Genomic DNA, 21,939 nt, shown 5'->3' with positions numbered 1-21,939 from the left:
CCTATGATTTCATAAGGTTGTCGATGGCCGCGCGGATGCGTTTATCCTCGTGGTCAAGAAAGCTCTGTCCCATTTCGTAGGCGCGCTGCACCTCGATCATGCGGGCCAGCTGGTGAATGGTGTTGACGTTGGACCCTTCGAGGAAGCCTTGCAGCACCTGGGCACCGTCAGCCGGAATGGTCTCGCCTTCGACGCGGAACATCACCCCGTCTTCGCGCAGGATTTGAGCCTCTTCATCCGGCTGAAACAGACCGATCTGGCCCAATTGCCGACCATCCGCGCTCAGCGTGCCGTCGGCGCCGAAGGCAATGGATTCCGCGTCACCGGGGACAAACAACGGCGCTTGTCCGGCATCCAGCACTCGGTAGCCATCCGCCGTGACCAGGTCCCCTGCGGCGTTGGGCGTGAAGTTACCGGCCCGTGTCAGACGATTGCCGGCCGGGGTCTCCACCATGAAGAACCCATCCCCTTCGATGGCGAGGTCAAAGCTGCCGTTTGTCTGGCTCAGGGTGCCCTGTTCCAGCGAGGTGTTGCGAATGTTCGCCCGCCCCATCGAAAGGCTTTCCTGCCCCGGGGCAGATTTTACATATTCCGAAAAGATCAGACCTTCGGAGCGATACCCGGTGGTGGCGGAGTTCGCGATATTGTTGGCCACGACCTGCATTTCGTTCAGCAGGCCGGATTGGCGCGACAGGGTCGCATAACCGATGGAGCCCATATCCTATCCTCCTTGAATCAGCGGAATGACGTGGCCGCTAAAGAATGCGACCAGCGTTTGTGTCATGATGCCCATCGTCAGCCAGACGACGATGAGCACCCCGGCCAGTTTCGGCACGAAGGTCAGTGACATCTCCTGGATCGAGGTCAGCGCCTGAAACAGGCCAACAACGAGACCAATGACCAATGCGGCTGCCAGGATCGGCATTGCCATGGAAATGGCGGCGAGGATTGCCTGACGCAGCGTGTCGTAAAAGAGACCTTCGGTCATCATGGCTCAGACCGGCATCCGGAGGATTTCCTGGTAGGCCTCGACCACTTTGTTGCGCACCGTTACCGCGGTTTCCACAGCCAGTTCGGTCTGGGCCAGGGCCTGTACCAGCGCGTGCGGATCTGCGCCTTGGGTCATGGCCTGCACGGACACCTGTTCGCTGTTTGCGAGCGTGTTGGTGAAATCCTCAAAGCTTGTCTTGGCCTGCTCCTGAAAGGTGCCGGGAGTGTATTCCGGATCAACCTGTGTGGCAGGGCGGGCGGCTGCATAGCCGGAGGTGGCGTTGATAGCACGAATATCCATTCTGGATCTCCATTCGTTTCAGGTTAGCGACGCAACAGATCCATCAGTGAGGCCGACATTTGCCGGGTCTGATCGAACATTTTCAGGTTTGCTTCGTAGGTCCGCTGCGCCTCACGCGCATCGGCAACTTCGATCATCAGATCGACGTTCGACCCTTCGTAATGACCGGTTTCATCGGCCATCGGGTGCGAAGGATCATAGACCTTTTCCAGTTCGGTTCTGTCCAGCGACACGCGACCGACCCGGACCTGGCTCACATCCGTCTCAAGATCGCGCACGGCCTGAAAGGAAACCGTCTTGCGGCGGTAACCCGGGGTATCCGCGTTCGAGATGTTTTCCGACACATGGGTCAGACGCGCGGCCTGGGCCCGCAGGGCGCTGGCGGTTACAGACAGGGATTTGGAAAAATCACTCATGGTTCAAACTCCGTCGATCAGCTGCGACCAAGACTGGCGCGTAGGATGTTCATCGATGACCTGTAGATGGCGAGCGCGCGGTCGTGCTGGCGCTTGGCATCCACACCGTTGAGAATCTGCTCTTCGATCGAAACGGAGTTGTTGTTGGGGTCGACAGACGATTCATTCGTCGTCACCGCCCAGTCAAATCCCGAGCCGTCCACACCATGCATGTGTGAACCACGGGAGGACATCATGTCCCCCTGCGCTTCACCTGCGGCAAAGACTTCCTTGAAGGGTTTGATATCCTTGGCGTGATACCCGGGGGTATCCGCGTTTGCGATATTTTCCGAGACAAGCGCCTGACGCTTGCCCGCATGAGTCGCCATGGAATAGGCGATATTAAAAACATTCAGTCTTTCGAACACCGGGGCTTCTCCCTCGATCAATTTCAATCAAGGCTTAACCCTGATTCCTTTAGAAATTGTTTTCAGAGGAATGTTGGAGAACCCGCAGATGATGAAATCGATCCAGGCGCTCAGTCAGGAACTGGCCAATACACGTCTCGCGGCCCCGATGGGGCGGGTGACCGGAATTTCCGGCGGCGAGATTGAGGTTTCTGGACTAGAAGGGCAGGCCCGCATCGGTGACCGGCTGCTGTTGCGGCGCGGCAAGAAGGACGATCTGCATGGCGAGGTTCTAGCGATTGGCGGTGACCACATCCGCATGCTGCCCGATACCGCGCCCGAGCGCGCCTCGATCGGCGATGCGGTGCTGCTGTTTCCGACACCAGAGTTTGCACCCGACGACAGTTGGATCGGACGGGTCATCGACCCATTTGGCGAACCGCTGGACGGCAAGCCGATGCTGCGTGGCGTAGACAGTCGCGATATCATGGCAAGCCCACCAAAGGCCGCGGCACGGCGTGGGCTTGGCGCGCGTTTGTCCACCGGGCTTGCGATTCTGAATACCGTTCTCCCGATCGTGAACGGTCAGCGTGTTGGTCTCTTTGCGGGGTCAGGCGTTGGTAAATCCACCTTGATGGCCCAGCTGGCACAGAACATGGAGGCCGATGTCGTCGTCATGGCGCTGATTGGCGAACGTGGCCGCGAGGTCAATCACTTCGTCAAGGAGGTGCTCGGCCCGGAGGGGATGAAACGCGCCGTCGTGGTTGCGGCCACGTCAGACCAATCGGCACTGGTGCGGCGGCGATGTGCCTGGGCGGCGATGTCCGTTGCAGAGCATTTCCGCGATCAGGGGCTGAACGTCTTGTTCATGGCCGATTCCATCACCCGATTTGCAGAAGCGCATCGTGAAATCGCGGTGGCATCGGGAGAAGCCCCTGCCCTGCGCGGCTTTCCTCCCTCCGTGACGCCGCTGATTACCGGGCTTTGCGAGCGTGCGGGCCCCGGCTCTGATGGGCAGGGTGACATTACAGCGGTCTTCAGTGTGCTTGTCGCAGGGTCCGATATGGACGAGCCGATCGCGGATATTTTGCGAGGCGTCCTGGATGGTCACATCGTTCTTAACCGTGAAATTGCGGAGCGCGGCCGATTCCCGGCGATCGACGTGTCGCGGTCGGTGTCGCGCAGCCTGCCCGCGGCGGCCAGCAAAGATGAGAACGAGATGATTCTGGCGGTGAGGAAATTCCTCGGTGCCTACGAGCAATCTGAAGTGATGATCCGTGCGGGGCTCTATTCCGAAGGCAACGATCTTGTGCTCGACCAGGCCGTCAAGGTCTGGCCGGAACTTGATAGTTTCTTCGGGCGAGCGGAAGTGGACGGCATCAAAGGCAGCTTCAATCGACTTGCCTTGTTGCTGCGCCGAATCGGATCCGGTCGCTGAGGCTAAATGCCATTGCAGTAACCGATCATGATAAGGCTGGCGGGGTCGCGCCAGCCGTGTCGCTGTCATGTAGATGAAAGCGCGGCCTGCCTCGCCTGTGGGAACAGGATCAGGCGATCAGGCGCTGCGACCTGCCTGCGCGATGGCATATCCCCAAGTAGGAAGAGAGAAAAACGCTCGCGGTACACGCTGGGTCGTCGGAGGCAACACAACGGCGTGCGGAAAGGGCAACGGTCATCACTCGAAGAACGTTTCTAAGTGATGACCGTTCGCTCTTTCAAACCTAGCTGCGCAACATCATCAGCGCGGCGTTGCCGGAGCTGTAGCCGCTGTTGATCGAATTCATCTGGGCGCGTGTCAGGTACAGGTTCACAAGATCATCCATCTTGTCGCCTGCAATGAATTCGGATGGTTTGTCAGTGCCCAGGACATCCTTGGCCTTGCGTTTGTAAACCTCGACAGCCTGGTCAATGTCCATCTGGCCCACTTCCTTGGGCAGGCCGAGTGCGACCTGCATGAAGTCGGTCATGGCCTGTTGCCCCATGATCGTGAACCACTGCGAGCTGGCGCTGGGCCCGTCATCTTCGTCATTCATGGTGCGCAGCTCTTCCAGCGCATCCTCGAACTCCTGCTCCGCATCCGTGTCATCGGTCTGGAACAGGGTGTTCAATTCCCGCTCTGCGATCTGCGTGTAGTAGGTGATGAAGAACTCGCTTTCACCAGCAGCCTCTGCGTTGGTCCGATACGCATCGCTGAGCGCGCCCATTTGATACGGGCCGGTCAGCTCGTTCAGATCCTCGGTGCCAAACAGTTCGGTTGCCTTGTCTTTGTAGATGGTCAACTGTTCGTCGATGGTCAGGTCGTCAAACACCTCCCCTGCGTCGAGCGCCGAATTCACATCCAGAGCGGTTTGCAGGAACCGCGGGACACCGGTTTGCCCCATGATACTGTACCAGCCGGCATCAATTTCGGCCGCTGCGGCTGCATTTTCCCCGTCTTCATCGACCACATCGGTGGAGTCGAAGGAAAATTCAAAGATGGTCTCAACCGTTCTCAGGTTGGAAGAGATTTCGCTGTTGCGCATGCCGGCGGCAGAGGCTTTTTCCCGATAGACCGCAAGGGTTGCATCGAGCTGATCGCTGCTGGCAAAGATATTAGGGTCATCGGTGCCGAATTCCTCGATCGCCTTTTCGCGATAAATTCGCATGGCTTCGCTGGTGGGACGTTCGGCGATGTCATCTGGAAGATCCAGGGCCACCTTCATGAAGTCGGCCAGCGGATCCTGACGGGAGATAAAGTCCCATTCCTCGTTCAGAGCAGCGTCCCGTGATACCAACTGGTCCAGGATATTCTCCGCGAGAGTCGCAGTCTTTGCGATATCTTCGCTCAGATCACCATCCACCGTTGCACGTGTTTTATAGCCGGAGATGATTGTCGCCTTGTTGTCCGCAGAAAAGAACACCGTGGGATCGTCGCTGCCAAACACGATCATCGCCCGATCCCGATAGGTCTGGATCAGTTCGTCCTCTTCCAGCCCCGCAGCGGCAGGCGGCAGTCGCAGCGTCGTGTTGAAGAAATCGGTCAGCACGTCCCGCTGAACGATGTCTTTCCACTGATCCTCAACCGAGGTCACCCCTTGCGGGCCATCTTCAGCGCCGTTGATTTCCTTCAGGGTGAGGTCGAATTCCCGCAGCGCGCGCTCTTTCACGCTCAGCTGGGACACATCGTCCTCGTCCGGCTCGCCAAAGACCTCGAGCATGGCTCGTTTGGCAAACAGGGCCGTGCGCATTGTATCATCGACTTCACCCACGGCTTCTTCGAAGGAAGCGGACTGAAACTTGTCCATGACGGCCTGCATGGCCTTTTTGTCGCCGGTCATGGGCGATTGCCCCGGACCAAAGCCGAAGGCCTCGGAGAAATCCACGTAGCGCTCGTCATTCATGGTATTGGCAAGCGCATCATCCGCTGACGTGCCCTCGTTCAGCGCGCGCTGGAGCAAGGCCCGGTAGTTGATTTCCTCTTCCAACCCGAACGCCTTGACCGCCACCTGAAGCAGGCGGCGGTCATTGAGCAAGTCATCGCTGGAGGTCACTTTGCCGATATTCTCGGCAAAGTACTCGCTGTCGTTCTTTAACTGTCCGGACTTGATGAAAGCATCGTATTGCCGGTCATAGGTCGATTGCAAAAAGTTCCAGCCCGCGACCCCCGAAGACGGAATATGCGGTGTGAAGCTCATTGTGATCTGACGGCCATCAGCCGCTCCTCGCGAGGCAGCAAGGCCCGCAAGGCCTTGAGGCAGCGATAGTGGTTGTTGCTGATCACCGCCTCCGTGGCCTCCGAAAGGGCCGCACGGCTATCCGGGTCGGTAAAGACCTGGCTCAGCTCTTCGATACGACGCAGCATCGGCAGGCGATCTTCTTCGGGGTCGACGTCGCCGGACAGGACCAGCTGTGCAGCATAGCACACACGGCGCACCGGCGTATTCGCTTGTTCGGGGTGGATCGCATCCCGCAGGCGCAGGATATGCGCATCAGGGGTGACGATCGACAAGCGGCTGCGGCGATCTCCGTTTTCGATCACGGCTCCGTTGACCAGGACGCGCTCTTTGGGCGCGAGTTTAAGGACCAATCCACTCATTTTCAGGTCGCTCCGCTTCTGAGGCCACGCATGATGGCCGTGTTGATTTCTACCAGCGGCTGGACCGAAGCCTTGCGGGCGAGGACCTTGCTGCTGTGTTCACGCGTGAAGCGGGCCAGATGAAACAGACGTTGTTTCAACTCGGTTGGCAGTTTGTTGCCGTCCTTGGCCAGATCCGAAGTGAAGAGCGTCCAGAGTTTTCGATTATCGGAAACAGCTGCGACGAGCTCCTTGAATCCGTCCGAACCCTTGCTGTTTGCCACGATCATCCGATGCGTGATGCGCGCAAGGATCTCATATTCGGTGTTCCGTGCTGTACGGGTCGGGGCTTTTGCCGCCGCGTAGGCGCTCTTCGCCTTTAGAAGGGCATTCACGTGTTATCCTAACGTATTATTGTTCACTGATTCTCAGAGAAGTAAGCTGGTTGGGGCGCTGGAGCGCCCCAACCAAAAGGCGGTTAGCGGAAGAGCTGCAGCAGCGAACCCGGCGCCTCGTTGGCGATGGTCAAGGACTGCACCGCAAGTTCCTGCTGGGTCTGCAGGGCGCTCAATCGAGCCGACGCTTCTTCCATATTGGTGTCGGTCATCGTCGACACACCGAGGGTCATCGAGTCCACCAGATCGGCCACGAACATGGACTGATCCTCCAGTCGTGCGGCAGACGCACCCAGGGCAGCAGCGCCGGTGATGGCGGTCTGGAGGTAGGTCTCGATTTCACCCAGCGCGGACGCCGCGGAGGTGGTATCGGTGATCGAGGTCAGGCTGGTGCTGAGGTTCAGGCTGGATTCGAAATCAACGGTCGCGATGGTGATCTCCACGGCAGACACGGTGCCACCGGCGCCAACGCGGTCAAGCGATGCAAGAACGCCCATCTGCGTGGTGGTGTTGCCATCGATATCGGTGGCCAGGAGGTTCGCACCGTTGAACTGGGCCGCGGAAATGATCGCTTCGACCTGCTCGACCTTGGAGGTGATGTCGGTCTGGATCTTGCCGTGGTCCACGTTCTCGGACTGAGCGGAGACGATCAGCTCTTTGATTTCGGTCAGTTTTTCCACGATCTGTTCGGCACCGGCCGAGGCCACTGCGACGGTCGCTTCGCCAACGGCGAGGCCTTCTTCGATGGCTTCGAAACCGGCGATGTCGGATTCCATGGTCTTGGAAATCGCCCAGACAGCGGAGTTGTCTTTGGCAGTGCCGATTTCTTTACCGGTGGAGATGGCGTTTTGCGTGTCGGTCAGGTCGTCATTCACAGACTTGAGGGTCTGCAGAGCAACCATTGCACCATTGTTCGTCAGAATGCTGGACATAGCATGAGTTCCTTTGATTTAGGGCAATTTAGCCCCTGATTTGGTAATCCCAACCCCGTCACCGGGGCTCTCTCTGTCGTCGTTCTGACCGTGCTTCACCTTTCGGTTTCCGCGCCACCTCGCTTGAGATGCAAGGCGACATTGGCGTATCAGGTGCTAAGAGAGTGCTAATGGTGCAATTTGCATTTTTAAAATTGTCCCGACCTCCACAGGGCTTACGCGCGCTTCTCCAGTTTCAGACTGCCGCTGGTTGTGTAGCTGGTGCGTTGACCGGACCGGTTATAGACCTCGAGCCCCTTGCGCACCTTGCGCAGCTCCGCCATTCGCGTTGCCACAGCCTTGATCCCCTGCATGGCGCTGCCAAGCAGCGCCTGGTTGCGGGTGACCTTGCCGTGGACGTCGTTGAGGCTCTCCTGTTCCAGGTCGGAAATCCGGTTCAGCTGGTCAAACAGCGCTTCCTTGCGCTCCAGGATGTCTTCGAGTTTGCTCAGTTCCCCTTTGGTCAGGGCTGCGCGTTCTTCTTCCAGCAGCGCGTCGAGTGCATCGATAAGGCTTTGCGGGGATTGATCGCTAAGTGTGCTCATTCTTGAGAGTCCTTCAGAGAGTTGTAGATGGATTCGGCCAGGCCGATGCCGCCAGCTTCGGCCATGGCGCGTGCTTGCTCGTTTACGAGGAGGCCGGAAAACTGGTCCTCTCCCGCGCCGCCACCAAAGGCTTCGGGGGATTTGCCGAGACCGGCGGCTTTCAGCATTTCAGATAGAAAGGAGGCTTCGAGGTCGATCGCTGCCTCGCGCAACGCGGCATCCTTCGGATCGGCAGCGTGCTGCAAAGAAGCTGCCGCTGGCGGCAGGGAAACACTTGGTATGGGCATTTTGCCTCAGTCCTCTGTACTGTGTCGAATTCTTCGATTTCTGCACTTTGAACAAAAACCGGTTAAAAATGCCGTAACCGGTTTGCGATATTCATGAGTCACACGAGATAGAACATCCGGTGGATCATGATTGTGAACATCCTTTCGACTCAGGCAGTTGGCTCAGGGCCAGCCGAGTCGCAGCGCTCCGAACCGTCCCGTCGACAAGGTGATTCCTTTGAGTCCGTTCTTGCGCGCGGTACAGATCAGCAAGACCAACCTGCGGAGCAAAGCGAGGCGACGGAAGACACCTCAGCAGAGGTGGATCAGGCCGGTGCCAGCACGGATCGGCGTGCAGACACCGACGGGCGACGAGAGAGCGCTGATGCTGTTGAAAGTGAGGAGGAGACCCCGGAAGCGGAGTTGGTCGCGCTTACTGATTCTGCTCAGGAAACCAAGCCGACGGCTGCTCCACAGGCGGACAGCCCGGCTGAGGCCTCTGGCAAAGCTGAGGCCTCTGGCAAAGCGGATGCGACGCCCAATCCCGCTGCGGCTGCTCCCGCGGCAGGAGAGGAACAGACCGCGGCGTCACCTGCTGCGAACCCGGATGGATCCGCTGGTGCAAAAGCTGACGCCAACGCGTCTGCTGACACATCGCGTGGCACTGGCGGTACCGCTGCACAGCAAAACACGGCAACCCCAGCGACCTCTGAGGCTGGCGGAGCCCAACCCGCCGTTGCTGCGGGTGAAGGCAAAGAGAGCGGAACGGGTCCGCGCGCGGACAAGGCCGATCATCCGATGGCCGCGGTGCGGGCGGATCAGATGGCGGCGCAGGAAACCCGCAATGCAACCTCGGTTCCGCTCGAGCAGCACCGCGATATGCAACGGCGCCAGGTTGCCGGCTTGAGCGGGCAGCCGACGGATATGCCCGCGTCGCCGCCAAAGACACGCAGCGCGCCGCAACAGGAGGCGGCGATACCGGGGCTGATCCCGCAACCGACTGCGGACAAGGATGCGACGCCGCTGCGCCTGCGTGACATGCCGCTCACCGGGCAGCAGGCTCAGTTTACATCAGCCACGCCTCCGATGCGCGCGACTGTGACGCCGGCGGCGGCCCGGACCGCAGCACCGTCGATAACCGGATCAACGCCAGCGGGAGGGGCTCTGCAGTCCCTTTCTGGCACATCTGTGCTGCAAACACCGTCCTCTGTCGTCGCAGGTGTTTTGGGAGCCAGTGACAGTGCGCGCGTCGGAGAGGATGTGCTGACACAACGCGGCGCGGAGAGTTTTGCCCTGCCGCAATTGCTGGCAGAAGCATCTGTACGTTCGGGGGCCGCAAACTATCGCGCCGAAACCCCACGGCATGTGGCGCAGCAATTGGCCGAAGCCGTGGCCACGGCAGGGCGTCGCAACGTGGATGTGTCACTCAACCCGCGCGAACTTGGTCACGTGAATATGCGCCTGGTCACGACCGATGTCGGGGTGACCGTGACCATCAATGCGGAACGGCCCGAAACCGAGGACCTGATGCGGCGTCACATTCAGGATCTTGCCCGCGAGTTCAAGGAAATGGGGTTCAGCGATATCTCGTTTCAGTTCGGCTCGGATACGCAGGCCGGTGATACCGCAGAGGATGACGGTGCATCTGCCTCCGGCTCTGGCGGACGCGGTTCGGATGATGACGCGGGCGCAAATATCGGCGAGCGGGCAGATCAGCTGCCGTCCCAACAACTCAACATTGCAGCCGATGGGCTGGACATGAGGATATGAAAAAATGACCACACCAGTATCGAGCTTTGGAACCCAGCAAGCCACCGGGGGGAGCGGCAGCGCAGCCGCCAGCCAGTCCGCCACCAGCGCACTGACCTCTGATTTCGAAACCTTCCTGAACCTCATGACCACGCAGGCCAAATATCAGGACCCGCTGGAGCCGATGGATTCCTCCGACTATACGGCGCAGTTGGCACAGTTCTCCTCGGTCGAGCAGCAGGTGCTCACCAATGAGACCCTGTCCAGTATGCTGTCGGCGCTGTCTCTGGGCAATATGTCCCAGCTGACCGGCTGGGTGGGCAAAGAGGTTCGCGCGCAGGCCGCGGCGCATTTTGATGGTTCCACGCCGGTGGCGGTTGCACCCAACCCCGCTGCGGTGGCGGATGAGGTCAAGATGGTCGTCTATGATGCCGAAGAAAACGAGGTCGGTCGGATCGATCTGCCCGTCTCGGCCGAGCCCTACCAGTGGTCGGGTGAGGACGGCGATGGCAACACACTCCCCGAGGGATCGTACACATTTGTCGTGGAAAGCTACTCCAATGACGAGGTGATCCTGTCCGAGGTTGCAGAGGTCTATGGGCGCGTTGAGGAGACTCAGAACGTCAATGGTGAAGTGGCCTTGATCATGGAGAGCGGAAGCGCCATCCTTGCCTCTGCGGTCACCGCCCTGCGGGATCCCGAAGGAACCTCGGGGAACTCCTGACCAATTGGTGCCGGTCCCTATGGATGCCGGGGAGAAGGGGCGATCCGGATATCGGAGTCCTGATCCTGACACTGGACACCTTGCAGATACAACCAGCCCTGTTTCGTCATCTGGCGCAGCAGGGCTGGTCGCTTTCAGAGCCGGTCCCCTTGCACGGGGGGCGGAGCAACTACGTCTGGCGCGCAGGCGATGTGGTGGTGAAACTCTATCGTCGACAGCGCGCCAACCCGCTGTTTGCAAATGACCCTGTGCGGGAGCGGGCGGCGCTCCTGGCGCTGGGCGGGTCCGGCATTGCGCCGCGCTTTCTCGGACATGGCCGGTGGCAGGGTCGGGACTGGCTGATCTACCGCCATGTTTTAGGGACCCCCTGGCGAAGAGGCGCCGCGCAGGTTGCACGTTTCCTCGGGGTGTTGCACCAACAGGCTGGCTTTTCCGGGTTGCCGGCAGGGTGTAACGGTTCGCAGGATCTGGCGGCGCAAACCGGGGCGATACTGGCCGAATGCGCGGCGCCGGACGATCTGTACCAAGTTGCTCCTCGTGGAGCGGTGCCGCCCACCCGACATCTTTGCCTGATCCATGGTGACGCCGTACCCGGAAACTTGGTTGTGCGTGAGACCAGATTGGCGCTGATTGACTGGCAGTGCCCACAACGCGGAGATCCGGCAGAAGACCTTGCGCTGTTCCTGTCCCCGGCGATGCAGTTTCTCTATCGGGGTGCGGTGTTGTCACCGGACGAAGAAACAGAGTTCACCTCCGCCTACCCCGCGCGTGAAGTTGTGGCGCGGTACTATGCCCTCAAACCCTGGTTTCACTGGCGCATGGCGGCCTATTGTCAGTGGCGGGGGGATCTGGAGGCGCGGGATCTGGAGATGGTGGCGCTTCAGTCCATGAGCCCGAGCAGCCCGTAGGCCGGGGGCATCAGCAAGCGCCTCGCACGCCCCAGCGGGAACCGGGGCAGGCGCTGCATGACCTTTGAATAGGGCATGTCCGGTGTGCTTCCCTGCACGAGCTGAGCCAGAAGCGCGCCGGAATAACTGCCCATGGCAACGCCATTGCCATGATAGCACAGCCCTGCAAACAGTCCGGGATGATCAGGAACGGCGCCGACAAAAGGGACCAGGTTGCGCGACAGGCAGACCATCCCGGACCAACTATGTGTGGTGTCCACATGCCGCCAGGCCGGAAACAACCGTTCAAAATGGCTGCGCAGCACCGCGCGAATCTTTTTCTCTGCGCGGGGTGAGGACGTCAGCCCGCCGCGCATGCCAAAGAGAAACCTCCCATCCGGCATCAGGCGGAAATAATGCAGCATATGTCGGGTGTCATAGGCCATCTGCGCTGAGGTCCAGCCTTGCCGTGCCTGTTCATCCGGCGTGATGGGGCGCGTGACCATCACCGTGGACTGGGCCGGCATGTAGCGGCCTGCAAGCCAATCGGGCAGGTTTTCGCTGGAATACCCATTGGTCGCGATGACCATCCGTGAGGCGCGCAACCGACCTGTTGGCGTGACAGCGTGCCAGTGTTTGCCGTCATGGTGCAGGCTGATCGCAGGGCTGTTCTGATAGAGATCTGCACCTGCCGTCTGCGCAGCATGTGCCAAACCAAAGAGGTATTTGCGTGGGTTGAGGGCAAAGCCCACAGGTGTGGTGAGGGCACCGTGGAATGCTCCACCAAGACCCTGTGCAGCCAGTTGCGGGGCGTCGATGAACTCGGCCTGTTCATTTTCGGCCTCTCGCATCAGGGCGGCGCGGGCCTTGGCGGAATGCGCCATGACGGTTTCGCCCTGTGAATGTGTATCCGCATCGATCCGATGGCGGGCGATCAACTGTTCCACCAAGTGGACAGCGGCCTCCTCGCTCGCCTGATAGACCTGTGTTTCGGTGCTGCCGTAGACGCGCGCCATGGCGCGCGTGCCAAGTTTGGCGCCGCCGAGGCAACAAAATCCGCCATTGCGCCCTGATGCACCCCACCCGGGTGTTTCGGCCTCCAGAACCGCAACATTCAGCCCGGCCTCCGACATATGCAGCGCAGCCGAAAGCCCTGTGAACCCGCCACCGATGATCGCCACATCAACGGTCTGATCCCCCTGAAGCTCTGGCCAGACGGGCGCGGGGCAGGTCTCATCCCACCAGCAGGTGCTGCGTGGACCTGCCCCATAGGCGTAGTCGGAAAAGATGCGGCGCATCATGCGGTGCGCACCGCTTCCTGTTCTTCGCGTCGCTGCTTGACCAGGGCCCGTTTGCTGACGAGCGATGCGCTGATCACGCCGACAGTGACGATGCCGATCATAATGGTCGAGAGCGCGTTGATCTCCGGGCTGACACCGAGTCGCACAGCCGAGAAGATTTTGATCGGCAGGGTCGTGGCGGCCGGACCGGTGGTGAAGGAGGCGATCACCAGGTCGTCAAGCGACAGGGTGAAGGCCAAGAGCCAGCCGGAGACCACAGCCGGCGCGATAATCGGCAATGTCACCAAGCGGAAAGCCTGCGCCTGCGAGCAACCCAGATCCAGCGCCGCTTCCTCCAGTGAACGATCAAATGTCGCCAGTCGCGAAGAGACCACCACAGAGACGTAGCACATGGAGAAGGTGGTATGTGCCAGCACAATGGTGAGTACGCCACGGTCCAACCCAATGCCGATGAACAGCAACAAGAGCGACAGGCCGGTGATCACCTCGGGCATGACCAAAGGCGCGTAGATCATGCCGGAAAACAACGTCCGGCCCATAAAGCGCCCGCCGCGCACCATGACGTAAGCCGCCATGGTTCCAAGCACGGTCGCGATGGTCGAAGAGAACACTGCAACCTTTACCGTGACCCATGCGGCCTGCAGCATGGCCTCGTTCTGCATCAATTCGGCATACCATTTGGTCGAAAAGCCCGCCCAGACCGTCACCAGTTTGCTTTCATTGAAGGAAAACAGGATCAGGATCAGCATCGGGATATAGAGGAAGGCAAAGCCCAGCGTCAGCGAGACCACATTGAATGCGCTCAGACGTTTCATGCGTCGCCCTCCTGTTCTTTTTGCTGATTGCGCTGGAACAGCACGATCGGCACCACAAGGATCAAAAGCAGGATCACCGCCACCGCACTCGCCACCGGCCAGTCGCGATTGGAGAAGAACTCCTCCCACAGCACTTTGCCGATCATCAGCGTATCAGATCCGCCGAGCAGCGAAGGGATCACGAATTCGCCCATGGCAGGAATGAAGACCAGGAAACAGCCCGCGATGATGCCCCCTTTGGACAGGGGGATGGTCACCAGCCAGAAGGCAGACAGACGAGAACAGCCCAAGTCCTCGGCCGCCTCGATCAGGCTGTCGTCCATCCGTTCCAGCGCCGCATAGATCGGCAGGATCATGAACGGCAGATAGGTGTAGACGATGCCGATATAGACGGCGGTGGTGGTGTTCAGGATCTGCAGGGGTTCGGATACAAGGCCGGTCCACATCAGGACCTGATTGAGGAAGCCTTCGTTCGACAGGATGCCCTTCCACGCATAGACGCGGATCAGGAACGAGGTCCAGAACGGCAGAATCACCAACATCATCAGCGTCGGTCGCCATTCTTCGGGCGCGCGTGCCATGCCATAGGCGATGGGGTAGCCCACGATCAACGTCAGCAGAGTTGAGGTCAGCGCGATCTGGAGGCTGCTGAGATAGGCTTTCCAGTAGAGGTCATCCTCGATGAGCCATGTGAAATTTTCAAAATCCAGCTCAGCAAGAAACGCACCAATGCCTGCGGCCCAGTCGAACTGCGGGAAATAGGGCGGGCGGGCGATGGCCGCATCCGACAGCGAGATCTTCAGGACGATGACGAAGGGCACCAGAAACAGTGCCAGAAGCCAGACGTAGGGGACTGCGATCAGAAAGAAACGGCGCATCACTCACCCAGCAAGACGCCGCCGGTGGCTGTCCAGGACAGCCAGACGGTGTCTTCCCATGTGTAGGCACGACGCGAAATGCGGCGGGTGTTGGCGGTTTGTGCCTTGATCACATCGCCGGTGGGCAGTTCCACGTGGTAGGTCGAGAGGTTGCCGAGATAGGCGATATCCAGGACCTTGCCCTGGACCACGTTGTCAGCGCCGTCGGGTTTGTCGGCGCTGATGGTCACCTTCTCCGGGCGGATCGCCAGATGTGCGGTTTGGCCATCAGAGATTGTGTTTGGCGATTTCACGACCAATGGTGCGGCACCCTCGCGCCAGTGCAGCGCGTAGGTGGCTTCGCCGGTTGCGGTGACCGTGCCCTTGATCAGGTTCACGTCGCCAATGAAATCAGCGACATAGACGGAATTTGGTGCCTCGTAGATATCTGCAGGGGTGGCGACCTGCATCACCTTGCCGTTGTCCATCACCGCGACCCGGCTGGCCACTGTCATGGCTTCTTCCTGATCGTGGGTGACGATCACAAAGGTGGTGCCGGTCTTTTCCTGAATGTCCATCAGCTCGAACTGGGTTTCCTCGCGCAGCTTCTTGTCGAGGGCGCCGAGCGGCTCATCCAGCAGCAACAGTTTGGGCGCTTTTGCGAGACTGCGGGCCAGTGCCACCCGCTGGCGTTGTCCGCCGGAAATCTGATGCGGTTTGCGACGGGCGAATTTTTCCAGCCGGGTCAGGCGCAGCATTTCTTCGACGCGGGCGCTGATCTCGTTGCGGGGCATGCCTTCGCGTTTCAGGCCAAAGGCGATGTTTTCCCAGACGCTGAGGTGAGGAAACAGCGCGTAGGACTGGAACATCATGTTCACGGCGCGCTGGTTTGGGGGAACGGGTGCAATATCTTGCCCGGCGAGAAAGATCTTGCCCTCTGTGGGGGCTTCGAACCCGGCGAGCATCCGCATCATCGTGGTCTTGCCGCAGCCCGACGGCCCCAGTAGCGCAAAGAACTCGCGCTCGAAGATGTCGATGGTCAGGTCGTCGATCGCGGTGAAATCGCCAAAGCGCTTGGTCACGTTCTGGAACTGGATCAGCGGCTTTGCCTGCGGATCCGTCCAGGGTTCAAATACCGGTAATGCCAAAGTGTGCCCCCATTCGGGCGGCTCGAAACCTGCCCGTTATCGTCTGTCAGTCGGGGCAGGGCGCTTGGATGCGCCCTGCCGGAAGGGTCGGCCTGATGGGTCTCAGGTGCCGGATTTCACACGGGTCCACAGGCGCGTCACGACACGCTGGACCTTCTGCGGGTAGGGGCCCTTGATGTAGGTGTTGTCCAGCGCCGCGGGGGTCGGATAGATCGCCGGATCTCCGATCACGTCCTCGGCAAGGAACTCCTGCGCGGCTTTGTTGCCGTTGGCGTAGTACACATAGTTCGACGCGGCGGCCATGTTCTCGGCGTCAAGGATGAAGTCCAGGAACTTGTGCGCAGCCTCCGGGTTCGGCGCATCCACCGGGATCGCCATCTGGTCGAACCACATCAGAGCACCCTCAGACGGCGCGTTATAGGTAATATTGACGCCATTGTCGGCCTCGGCAGCACGGTCGCGGGCCTGGAGAATGTCGCCGGACCAGCCGAAGGCCACGCAGATATCACCATTGGCGAGCGCGTTGATGTATTCGGACGAATGGAACTTCTGAACATAGGGACGCACCGCTTCGAGCGCATCGGCCGCTTTTTCCAGGTCATCCTTGTCGTGGCTGTTCGGGTCAAGCCCGAGATAGGTCAGCGCGGCAGGGATCATCTCATCCGGAGCATCGAGGAAATGCACACCGCATTCGGAGAGCTTTTCCATGTTGGCAGGGTCGAAGACCAGCGCCAGGCTGTCGATCGGGGCGTCCTCACCCAGGGCTTCGCTTACCTTGCCGGTGTTGGCGCCAATCCCGGTGGTGCCCCACATGTAGTTGATCGAGTAATCATTGTTGGGGTCAAACCGGGCGGTGCGGTCCTGGATCACATCCCAGACGTTGCCGTAGTTTTCCAGCTTGTCCTTGTCGATTTTCTGGAACACGCCGGCCTGGATCTGACGTTGCAGGAAAGAGCCGGTGGGCACGACGACATCATAGCCGGATCCCCCTGCGAGCATCTTGGTCTCCAGCAATTCGTTTGAATCGAAGACATCGTAGATCAGGTCGATACCGGTTTCCTGCTCGAATTTCTCCAGCAGCGACTCGTCGATATAGTCGGACCAGTTGTAGACGCGCACCTCATCTGCCGAGGCGGCTGCCGCGCTGAGTGCGATGGCGGACACGATGGTGGCCGTTTTGAGTGTCATGAGAATCTCCCCTGTGCATGCCGGCGTCTTTCTGTCCGGCTGTGGGCTATTTTGATCAAGTTTTGCCTCATCCGGCAAGACACTTTATGTTTTCATCTGCATTTCGTTGGTGCAAGCTGCCCGAAAACGAGAAGGATCCAAGTTCGTTGAATGTGCCAAATCCGCCATCCGGGCCCCCGTCGGAAGGGGGGGCAAAACTGCCCGCTCACGAGCAGGTCTACCAGCGTTTGCGGGCGCAGATTTTGTTCGGGGAACTGGCCCCCGGACAGGCGGTCACGATACAGGGGCTGGTGGAGGCGCTGGAGAGCGGCATGACACCGGTGCGCGAAGCGATCCGCCGGCTGATTTCAGACGGGGCGCTGGTGTTTCAGGGCAACCGTCGCGTATCGGTGCCCGAACTGCGGGCCGAGGATATAGATGAGCTGGTTTATGCAAGAAAAACAATAGAGTGTGAGCTGGCGCGTCGCGCGGCAACACGCATGCCTGCGCCCAAGGTGGACAAGTTGGAGGCGTTGGATCTGACATTGGACAAGGCGATCTCATCCGGGGATGTGGCGGGCTATCTTGAGCTGAACTACCAGTTCCACACCGCCTTGAACGCCCATGCGGGTGCGCCCATCCTTGCGGATCTCGCTGACCGGCTTTGGCTGCGCTTTGGTCCCTCGCTCCGGGTGGTCTGCGGACGCTTCGGAACGCAGAGCTTTCCAGACCGTCACAAGGACATCCTTGAGGGGCTGCGTAAAAAAGATGCGGATCTGGTGGCGCTGGCCATGGAACGGGACGTGTTGCAGGGCATGGAACAGGTCCGGGCGGGGCTGACGCCGATCAACTGATTCGATTGACAGTGTGATTTTTGATCATATTCTGGACGAAAGCTTTCCGTTCAGGAGTGTCCCCAATGACGACGATTACCAATCATCTGCCCACCGCAGAACTGCAAGCGCTGGATGCGGCGCATCACATGCATCCGTTCACCGCAAACGGCGGTCTGGCGCAGAAGGGCGCGCGGGTCATCACGCGCGCCAATGGCGTCACCCTGACCGATAGCGAAGGGCACGAGATCCTGGATGCGATGGCGGGGCTGTGGTGCGTCAACATCGGCTACGGCCGTGATGAACTGGCCGAGGTGGCGGCGCGCCAGATGCGCGAGCTGCCCTATTACAATACCTTCTTCCAGACCACTCACGTCCCGGCCATCGCGCTGGCCGCCAAGATCGCCGAACTGGCGCCGGGGGATCTGAACAATGTGTTCTTCGCCGGTTCCGGGTCTGAGGCCAACGACACCAACATTCGGATGGTGCGGCATTACTGGGCCATGAAGGGCAAGCCGACCAAATCCATCATCATCTCGCGCAAGAACGCCTATCACGGCTCTTCGGTCGGGTCTGGGTCTCTTGGTGGCATGTCGGCGATGCACGCGCAGGGTGGCTTGCCGATCCCGGATGTGCTCCATATCAATCAACCGAACTGGTGGGCCGAAGGGGGGGATACGAATCCCGAAGAGTTCGGTCTGGCGCGCGCACAGGAGCTGGAAAAGGCGATTCTGGAACTGGGCGAAGACCGTGTGGCGGCCTTTATCGCCGAGCCGGTCCAGGGGGCCGGGGGGGTGATCGTGCCGCCCGCAACCTATTGGCCCGAGATCCAGCGCATTTGCGACAAGTATGACATCCTACTGATCGCGGATGAGGTGATTTGCGGTTTTGGGCGCACAGGCAACTGGTTCGGCTCCGAGACTATGGGGATCCGGCCCGATATCATGACCATCGCCAAGGGGCTGTCCTCGGGCTATGCGCCCATCGGAGGCTCCATCGTCTCGGACGAGGTGGCCGGTGTGATTGCACAGGACGAATTCAACCACGGCTACACCTATTCCGGTCACCCGGTGGCGGCTGCTGTGGCGCTGGAGAACCTCCGCATTCTTGAAGAGGAGAAGGTTCTGGAGCACGTTCGCGACGTTGCCGCGCCCTATCTCAAGGAAAAATGGGAGGCACTGACCGATCACCCGTTGGTCGGCGAAGCCAAGATCGTCGGGATGATGGGCTCCATCGCGCTGACGCCAAACAAGGCGACCCGCGCAGCCTTTGCATCGGACGCGGGAACGGTGGGCTTCATTTGCCGCGAGCGTTGCTTTGCCAACAATCTGGTGATGCGCCATGTGGGCGACCGCATGATTATCTCTCCGCCGCTGGTGATCACGACGGACGAGATCGACACATTGGTTGCGCGCGCAACCAAGTCGCTCGATGAATGCTACGCCGAACTTAAGGCGCAGGATCTGCTTGCCGAAGCGGTTTGATCCGGTTGTTCACCTGATTCGAATCATCAAAAGGGACCGTTAGCGGTCCCTTTTTTGTGCGCATGCAAAAAAAATCATCGCGTCAGCTGTTGTGCTTAGGGGTAAAAATGTCCAAAAATGGCGCAAACAAGCAAGTAAAGGTCGCAAAGCGTCTGGGTTTGCGATCCATTCCTCCGGGAGAGTTGAGAAACCCACCGGGACGCCGAGCCGGAGCCGATTGATCCGGTTGCACAGTGGAGTGCCGCTGTGCTTACACTAATGAACAAAGAGCGGATCAAAGCCGCCGGGATAAGAACATATACGGGGAGCCTGATTTGGCCGATGCGTCGAATACTGACGCGTTCGTTGAATTCGAACGCGTGCAAAAGAGTTATGACGGTGAGACACTCGTCGTCAAAGACTTGAACCTCACCATGCCCAAGGGCGAATTCCTGACCATGCTTGGTCCGTCGGGGTCGGGGAAAACCACTTGCCTTATGATGCTGGCCGGCTTCGAGACCGCCACTCATGGCGATATTCGCCTCGGCGGTGTCTCGATCAACAACATCCCGCCGCACAAGCGTGGCATTGGCATGGTGTTCCAGAACTACGCCCTGTTTCCGCATATGACCATTGCCGAGAACCTGAGCTTTCCGCTCGAGGTGCGTGGAATGGGCAAATCCACACGTGAAGAAAAAGTCAAACGTGCGCTCGACATGGTGGAGATGGGCAGTTTTGGCGGCCGTCGCCCGGCGCAGCTGTCCGGTGGCCAGCAGCAACGTGTCGCACTGGCCCGGGCCCTTGTGTTCGAGCCGGAACTGGTGCTGATGGACGAGCCGCTCGGCGCGCTCGACAAGCAGCTGCGCGAAAAGATGCAGTTCGAGATCACCCATCTGGCGCACCAGCTCGGGATCACCACGGTCTATGTGACCCACGACCAGACCGAGGCGCTGACCATGTCGGACCGCGTCGCCGTGTTCGACGATGGTCGCATCCAGCAGCTGGCGCCGCCGGATCAGCTCTATGAAGAGCCGGCAAACAGTTTCGTGGCCCAGTTCATCGGCGAGAACAACACGCTGGAAGGTGTGATCAAGGAAATCTCCGATGGCCGCGCCCTGGTGCAGCTCGACGGTGGGGAACTGATCGACGCCATGCCCATCAACGTGTCCGAGGTGGGACAGCGCACACGCGTATCGATCCGCCCGGAACGGGTGGAATACAACAAGGATCGCCTGCAAGAAGGCGTGCATACCCTCAAGGCCGAAGTGCTGGAATTCATCTACATGGGTGACATCTTCCGCACGCGCCTGAAGGTCGCGGGCAACGATGAGTTCATCATCAAGACCCGCAACGCGCCGGATCAGGTTCGTCTACAGCCCGGACAGCAGATCGAAATCGGCTGGCTGCCCGAGGACTGCCGCGCGCTGGACGCTTGATCGCGACCGGTTGCGCATAGGAACCCCCGGCGGTGCTGAATGGATCGGGGGGCCAAACACATGAATAATCAGTGTCTCAACAAGGAGAATACGAATATGAAACTGCGTAAACTGACGGCACTCGCCGCCACGACCGCTCTCTGCGCGCCGATGGCTTTTGCCGCGGATATGGCGGATGAAATGACCATCGTGTCCTGGGGCGGAGCCTACTCCAACTCTCAGCTCAAGGCCTATCACGAGCCCTACGCCGAAAAGACTGGCGTCAAGATCATCAATGACGAAAGCTCCAACGAGGCCGTCGCCAAGCTGCGTGCAATGAACGAAGCGGGCAATGTGACCTGGGATGTTGTCGACGTTGTGGCTGCGGACGCAATGCGTCTGTGCGACGAAGGTCTGGCGATGGAAATCGATCCCGATGAGCACCTGGCGGCTGCGCCGGACGGCACCTCTGCCGAAGAAGACTTCGGTGAACTGCTGGTGTCCGACTGCTTCATCCCGCAGATCGTCTATTCCACCACCTTCGGCTATCGCACCGATCTGGTCGGTGACACCCCGCCGACAAGCGTTTGCGACGTGTTTGATCTCGAAGCCTATCCGGGCAAGCGTGCGCTTGAGAAGCGCCCGATCAACAACATGGAGTGGGCTCTGCTCTGCGACGGCGTCGCCAAGGACGAAGTCTATGACGTGCTGGAAACCGAAGAAGGTCAGGAGCGCGCGCTGGCGAAGCTCGACACCATCAAGGACAGCGTGATCTGGTGGTCCGCCGGTGCCGACACGCCGCAGCTGCTCGCCGATGGCGAAGTTGTGATGGGCTCCACCTACAACGGCCGCCTGTTCTCGGTGATCGAAGAGCAGGATCAGCCGGTGGCGATGCTCTGGGACGCACAGGTGTTCGACCTCGACGGCTGGATCATTCCGGCAGGTCTCTCGGATGAGCGCAAAGCACGTGCCCTGGACTACATCTATTTCGCCACCGACACTCAGCGTCTGGCGGATCAGGCGAAATACATCTCCTACGGCCCGGCGCGTGCCTCTTCCGCACCGCTCGTCGGCAAACATGCCGAGCTTGGCATCGAGATGGCGCCGCATATGCCGACCGATCCGGCAAACGCACAGAACACGTTCCTGTACAACTACGAGTTCTGGGCTGACTATCGCGACGACATCGACGCGAAGTTCCAGGCCTGGCTGGCCAAGTAATCGGATCTGATGATGCCGATGCCGGAGAGCGGTCT

At 59.8% G+C, this 21,939-nt stretch carries 24 protein-coding genes; 8 read left to right on the top strand and 16 right to left on the bottom strand.

Annotated elements, in window-relative coordinates:
- Position 1 precedes the first annotated feature (1 nt).
- From MHM88_RS10165 to MHM88_RS10145, 5 genes are read right to left on the bottom strand one after another with little or no spacing between them, the layout of a single operon-like run.
- Positions 2–718, bottom strand: coding sequence for a flagellar hook-basal body complex protein (locus MHM88_RS10165; RefSeq protein ID WP_239322165.1), 717 nt, complete (start codon positions 716–718; stop codon positions 2–4).
- Between the two features lie 3 nt (positions 719–721).
- Positions 722–991: a flagellar biosynthetic protein FliQ gene (locus tag MHM88_RS10160; protein WP_239322164.1), complete on the bottom strand. Its 270-nt coding sequence runs from the start codon at positions 989–991 to the stop codon at positions 722–724.
- Between the two features lie 3 nt (positions 992–994).
- Entirely contained in the window at positions 995–1,291 is a 297-nt protein-coding gene (gene fliE, locus MHM88_RS10155) for a flagellar hook-basal body complex protein FliE (RefSeq protein ID WP_239322163.1), read from the bottom strand.
- A 23-nt stretch (positions 1,292–1,314) separates the two neighbouring features.
- Positions 1,315–1,707 carry a flagellar basal body rod protein FlgC gene (flgC, locus tag MHM88_RS10150; RefSeq protein ID WP_239363989.1) on the bottom strand — a complete coding sequence of 131 codons (393 nt, stop codon included), beginning with the start codon at positions 1,705–1,707 and terminating at the stop codon, positions 1,315–1,317.
- Positions 1,708–1,724: 17 nt separating this feature from the next.
- Positions 1,725–2,114 (bottom strand): FlgB family protein, encoded by a 390-nt coding sequence (locus MHM88_RS10145; protein WP_239322161.1) that lies wholly within the window; start codon positions 2,112–2,114, stop codon positions 1,725–1,727.
- Between the two features lie 88 nt (positions 2,115–2,202).
- Here MHM88_RS10145 and MHM88_RS10140 point away from each other — a divergent pair, with 88 nt between their 5' ends.
- A complete protein-coding gene (locus MHM88_RS10140; RefSeq protein WP_239363986.1) occupies positions 2,203–3,531 on the top strand; it encodes a FliI/YscN family ATPase in 1,329 nt (442 codons plus the stop codon).
- 283 nt (positions 3,532–3,814) lie between these two features.
- Here the strand turns inward: MHM88_RS10140 and MHM88_RS10135 are convergent, their stop codons facing one another.
- From MHM88_RS10135 to MHM88_RS10110, 6 genes are all read right to left on the bottom strand, one after another.
- Positions 3,815–5,767: a DUF1217 domain-containing protein gene (locus MHM88_RS10135; RefSeq protein ID WP_239363983.1), complete on the bottom strand. Its 1,953-nt coding sequence runs from the start codon at positions 5,765–5,767 to the stop codon at positions 3,815–3,817.
- Positions 5,764–6,168, bottom strand: coding sequence for a flagellar biosynthesis repressor FlbT (gene flbT / locus MHM88_RS10130; protein ID WP_126136029.1), 405 nt, complete (start codon positions 6,166–6,168; stop codon positions 5,764–5,766). Before flbT ends, MHM88_RS10135 begins: the two co-directional genes overlap by 4 nt.
- Positions 6,169–6,170: 2 nt before the next feature.
- Complete coding sequence (flaF, locus tag MHM88_RS10125; RefSeq protein ID WP_239322158.1) at positions 6,171–6,542, bottom strand: flagellar biosynthesis regulator FlaF; 372 nt, start codon at positions 6,540–6,542, stop codon at positions 6,171–6,173.
- An 83-nt stretch (positions 6,543–6,625) separates the two neighbouring features.
- On the bottom strand, positions 6,626–7,474 hold the full coding sequence (locus MHM88_RS10120; protein WP_239363976.1) for a flagellin: 849 nt from the start codon (positions 7,472–7,474) through the stop codon (positions 6,626–6,628).
- A 215-nt stretch (positions 7,475–7,689) separates the two neighbouring features.
- Positions 7,690–8,058, bottom strand: coding sequence for a flagellar export chaperone FlgN (gene flgN / locus MHM88_RS10115; protein WP_239363967.1), 369 nt, complete (start codon positions 8,056–8,058; stop codon positions 7,690–7,692).
- The gene (locus MHM88_RS10110; RefSeq protein WP_239322155.1) at positions 8,055–8,345 is read right to left on the bottom strand and encodes a rod-binding protein; all 291 of its coding nucleotides are present in this window, start codon (positions 8,343–8,345) and stop codon (positions 8,055–8,057) included. The genes flgN and MHM88_RS10110 overlap by 4 nt, the downstream gene beginning before the upstream one ends.
- 777 nt (positions 8,346–9,122) lie before the next feature.
- Here MHM88_RS10110 and MHM88_RS10105 point away from each other — a divergent pair.
- From MHM88_RS10105 to MHM88_RS10095, 3 genes are read left to right on the top strand one after another with little or no spacing between them, the layout of a single operon-like run.
- Positions 9,123–10,094, top strand: a complete 972-nt coding sequence (locus MHM88_RS10105) for a flagellar hook-length control protein FliK (RefSeq protein ID WP_239363964.1) — start codon at positions 9,123–9,125, stop codon at positions 10,092–10,094.
- A gap of 4 nt (positions 10,095–10,098) precedes the next feature.
- The gene (locus MHM88_RS10100) at positions 10,099–10,797 is read left to right on the top strand and encodes a flagellar hook capping FlgD N-terminal domain-containing protein (RefSeq protein WP_239363962.1); all 699 of its coding nucleotides are present in this window, start codon (positions 10,099–10,101) and stop codon (positions 10,795–10,797) included.
- A gap of 23 nt (positions 10,798–10,820) precedes the next feature.
- Positions 10,821–11,705, top strand: a complete 885-nt coding sequence (locus tag MHM88_RS10095) for a phosphotransferase family protein (RefSeq protein WP_239363960.1) — start codon at positions 10,821–10,823, stop codon at positions 11,703–11,705.
- Here the strand turns inward: MHM88_RS10095 and MHM88_RS10090 are convergent.
- The 5 genes from MHM88_RS10090 to MHM88_RS10070 all read right to left on the bottom strand — a co-directional run bounded on the left by MHM88_RS10090 (position 11,678) and on the right by MHM88_RS10070 (position 16,993).
- Positions 11,678–12,985: an FAD-binding oxidoreductase gene (locus tag MHM88_RS10090; RefSeq protein WP_239363952.1), complete on the bottom strand. Its 1,308-nt coding sequence runs from the start codon at positions 12,983–12,985 to the stop codon at positions 11,678–11,680. The genes MHM88_RS10095 and MHM88_RS10090 overlap by 28 nt on opposite strands.
- Positions 12,982–13,800, bottom strand: a complete 819-nt coding sequence (locus tag MHM88_RS10085) for an ABC transporter permease (protein WP_239322150.1) — start codon at positions 13,798–13,800, stop codon at positions 12,982–12,984. Before MHM88_RS10085 ends, MHM88_RS10090 begins: the two co-directional genes overlap by 4 nt.
- Positions 13,797–14,678 (bottom strand): ABC transporter permease subunit, encoded by an 882-nt coding sequence (locus tag MHM88_RS10080; RefSeq protein WP_239363949.1) that lies wholly within the window; start codon positions 14,676–14,678, stop codon positions 13,797–13,799. Before MHM88_RS10080 ends, MHM88_RS10085 begins: the two co-directional genes overlap by 4 nt.
- On the bottom strand, positions 14,678–15,805 hold the full coding sequence (locus MHM88_RS10075; RefSeq protein WP_239363947.1) for an ABC transporter ATP-binding protein: 1,128 nt from the start codon (positions 15,803–15,805) through the stop codon (positions 14,678–14,680). The genes MHM88_RS10080 and MHM88_RS10075 overlap by 1 nt, the downstream gene beginning before the upstream one ends.
- A gap of 102 nt (positions 15,806–15,907) precedes the next feature.
- The gene (locus tag MHM88_RS10070; RefSeq protein ID WP_239363945.1) at positions 15,908–16,993 is read right to left on the bottom strand and encodes a polyamine ABC transporter substrate-binding protein; all 1,086 of its coding nucleotides are present in this window, start codon (positions 16,991–16,993) and stop codon (positions 15,908–15,910) included.
- An 86-nt stretch (positions 16,994–17,079) separates the two neighbouring features.
- Here MHM88_RS10070 and MHM88_RS10065 point away from each other — a divergent pair, with 86 nt between their 5' ends.
- From MHM88_RS10065 to MHM88_RS10050, 4 genes are all read left to right on the top strand, one after another.
- A complete protein-coding gene (locus tag MHM88_RS10065) occupies positions 17,080–17,826 on the top strand; it encodes a GntR family transcriptional regulator (protein ID WP_239322146.1) in 747 nt (248 codons plus the stop codon).
- Between the two features lie 65 nt (positions 17,827–17,891).
- Positions 17,892–19,289, top strand: a complete 1,398-nt coding sequence (locus MHM88_RS10060) for an aspartate aminotransferase family protein (protein WP_239363942.1) — start codon at positions 17,892–17,894, stop codon at positions 19,287–19,289.
- A gap of 314 nt (positions 19,290–19,603) precedes the next feature.
- On the top strand, positions 19,604–20,704 hold the full coding sequence (locus MHM88_RS10055) for an ABC transporter ATP-binding protein (RefSeq protein WP_239322144.1): 1,101 nt from the start codon (positions 19,604–19,606) through the stop codon (positions 20,702–20,704).
- Positions 20,705–20,800: 96 nt separating this feature from the next.
- Complete coding sequence (locus MHM88_RS10050; protein WP_239322143.1) at positions 20,801–21,904, top strand: extracellular solute-binding protein; 1,104 nt, start codon at positions 20,801–20,803, stop codon at positions 21,902–21,904.
- Positions 21,905–21,939: the final 35 nt, after the last annotated feature.

It is taken from the genome of Epibacterium sp. MM17-32 (assembly GCF_022348205.1).
Lineage (GTDB): Bacteria > Pseudomonadota > Alphaproteobacteria > Rhodobacterales > Rhodobacteraceae > Epibacterium.
The sequence above is the reverse complement of the archived record's forward strand: the minus strand, read 5'-3'. Positions and strand labels throughout refer to the sequence as shown.

Coding starts and splice junctions, on each gene's coding strand:
- MHM88_RS10165 (WP_239322165.1), bottom strand. CDS start 718: ATGGGCTCCATCGGTTATGCGACCCTGTCGCGCCAATCCGGCCTGCTG.
- MHM88_RS10160 (WP_239322164.1), bottom strand. CDS start 991: ATGATGACCGAAGGTCTCTTTTACGACACGCTGCGTCAGGCAATCCTC.
- fliE (WP_239322163.1), bottom strand. CDS start 1,291: ATGGATATTCGTGCTATCAACGCCACCTCCGGCTATGCAGCCGCCCGC.
- flgC (WP_239363989.1), bottom strand. CDS start 1,707: ATGAGTGATTTTTCCAAATCCCTGTCTGTAACCGCCAGCGCCCTGCGG.
- MHM88_RS10140 (WP_239363986.1), top strand. CDS start 2,203: ATGATGAAATCGATCCAGGCGCTCAGTCAGGAACTGGCCAATACACGT.
- MHM88_RS10135 (WP_239363983.1), bottom strand. CDS start 5,767: ATGAGCTTCACACCGCATATTCCGTCTTCGGGGGTCGCGGGCTGGAAC.
- flbT (WP_126136029.1), bottom strand. CDS start 6,168: ATGAGTGGATTGGTCCTTAAACTCGCGCCCAAAGAGCGCGTCCTGGTC.
- MHM88_RS10120 (WP_239363976.1), bottom strand. CDS start 7,474: ATGTCCAGCATTCTGACGAACAATGGTGCAATGGTTGCTCTGCAGACC.
- flgN (WP_239363967.1), bottom strand. CDS start 8,058: ATGAGCACACTTAGCGATCAATCCCCGCAAAGCCTTATCGATGCACTC.
- MHM88_RS10110 (WP_239322155.1), bottom strand. CDS start 8,345: ATGCCCATACCAAGTGTTTCCCTGCCGCCAGCGGCAGCTTCTTTGCAG.
- MHM88_RS10105 (WP_239363964.1), top strand. CDS start 9,123: ATGGCCGCGGTGCGGGCGGATCAGATGGCGGCGCAGGAAACCCGCAAT.
- MHM88_RS10100 (WP_239363962.1), top strand. CDS start 10,099: ATGACCACACCAGTATCGAGCTTTGGAACCCAGCAAGCCACCGGGGGG.
- MHM88_RS10095 (WP_239363960.1), top strand. CDS start 10,821: ATGCCGGGGAGAAGGGGCGATCCGGATATCGGAGTCCTGATCCTGACA.
- MHM88_RS10090 (WP_239363952.1), bottom strand. CDS start 12,985: ATGATGCGCCGCATCTTTTCCGACTACGCCTATGGGGCAGGTCCACGC.
- MHM88_RS10085 (WP_239322150.1), bottom strand. CDS start 13,800: ATGAAACGTCTGAGCGCATTCAATGTGGTCTCGCTGACGCTGGGCTTT.
- MHM88_RS10080 (WP_239363949.1), bottom strand. CDS start 14,678: ATGCGCCGTTTCTTTCTGATCGCAGTCCCCTACGTCTGGCTTCTGGCA.
- MHM88_RS10070 (WP_239363945.1), bottom strand. CDS start 16,993: ATGACACTCAAAACGGCCACCATCGTGTCCGCCATCGCACTCAGCGCG.
- MHM88_RS10065 (WP_239322146.1), top strand. CDS start 17,080: ATGTTTTCATCTGCATTTCGTTGGTGCAAGCTGCCCGAAAACGAGAAG.
- MHM88_RS10060 (WP_239363942.1), top strand. CDS start 17,892: ATGACGACGATTACCAATCATCTGCCCACCGCAGAACTGCAAGCGCTG.
- MHM88_RS10050 (WP_239322143.1), top strand. CDS start 20,801: ATGAAACTGCGTAAACTGACGGCACTCGCCGCCACGACCGCTCTCTGC.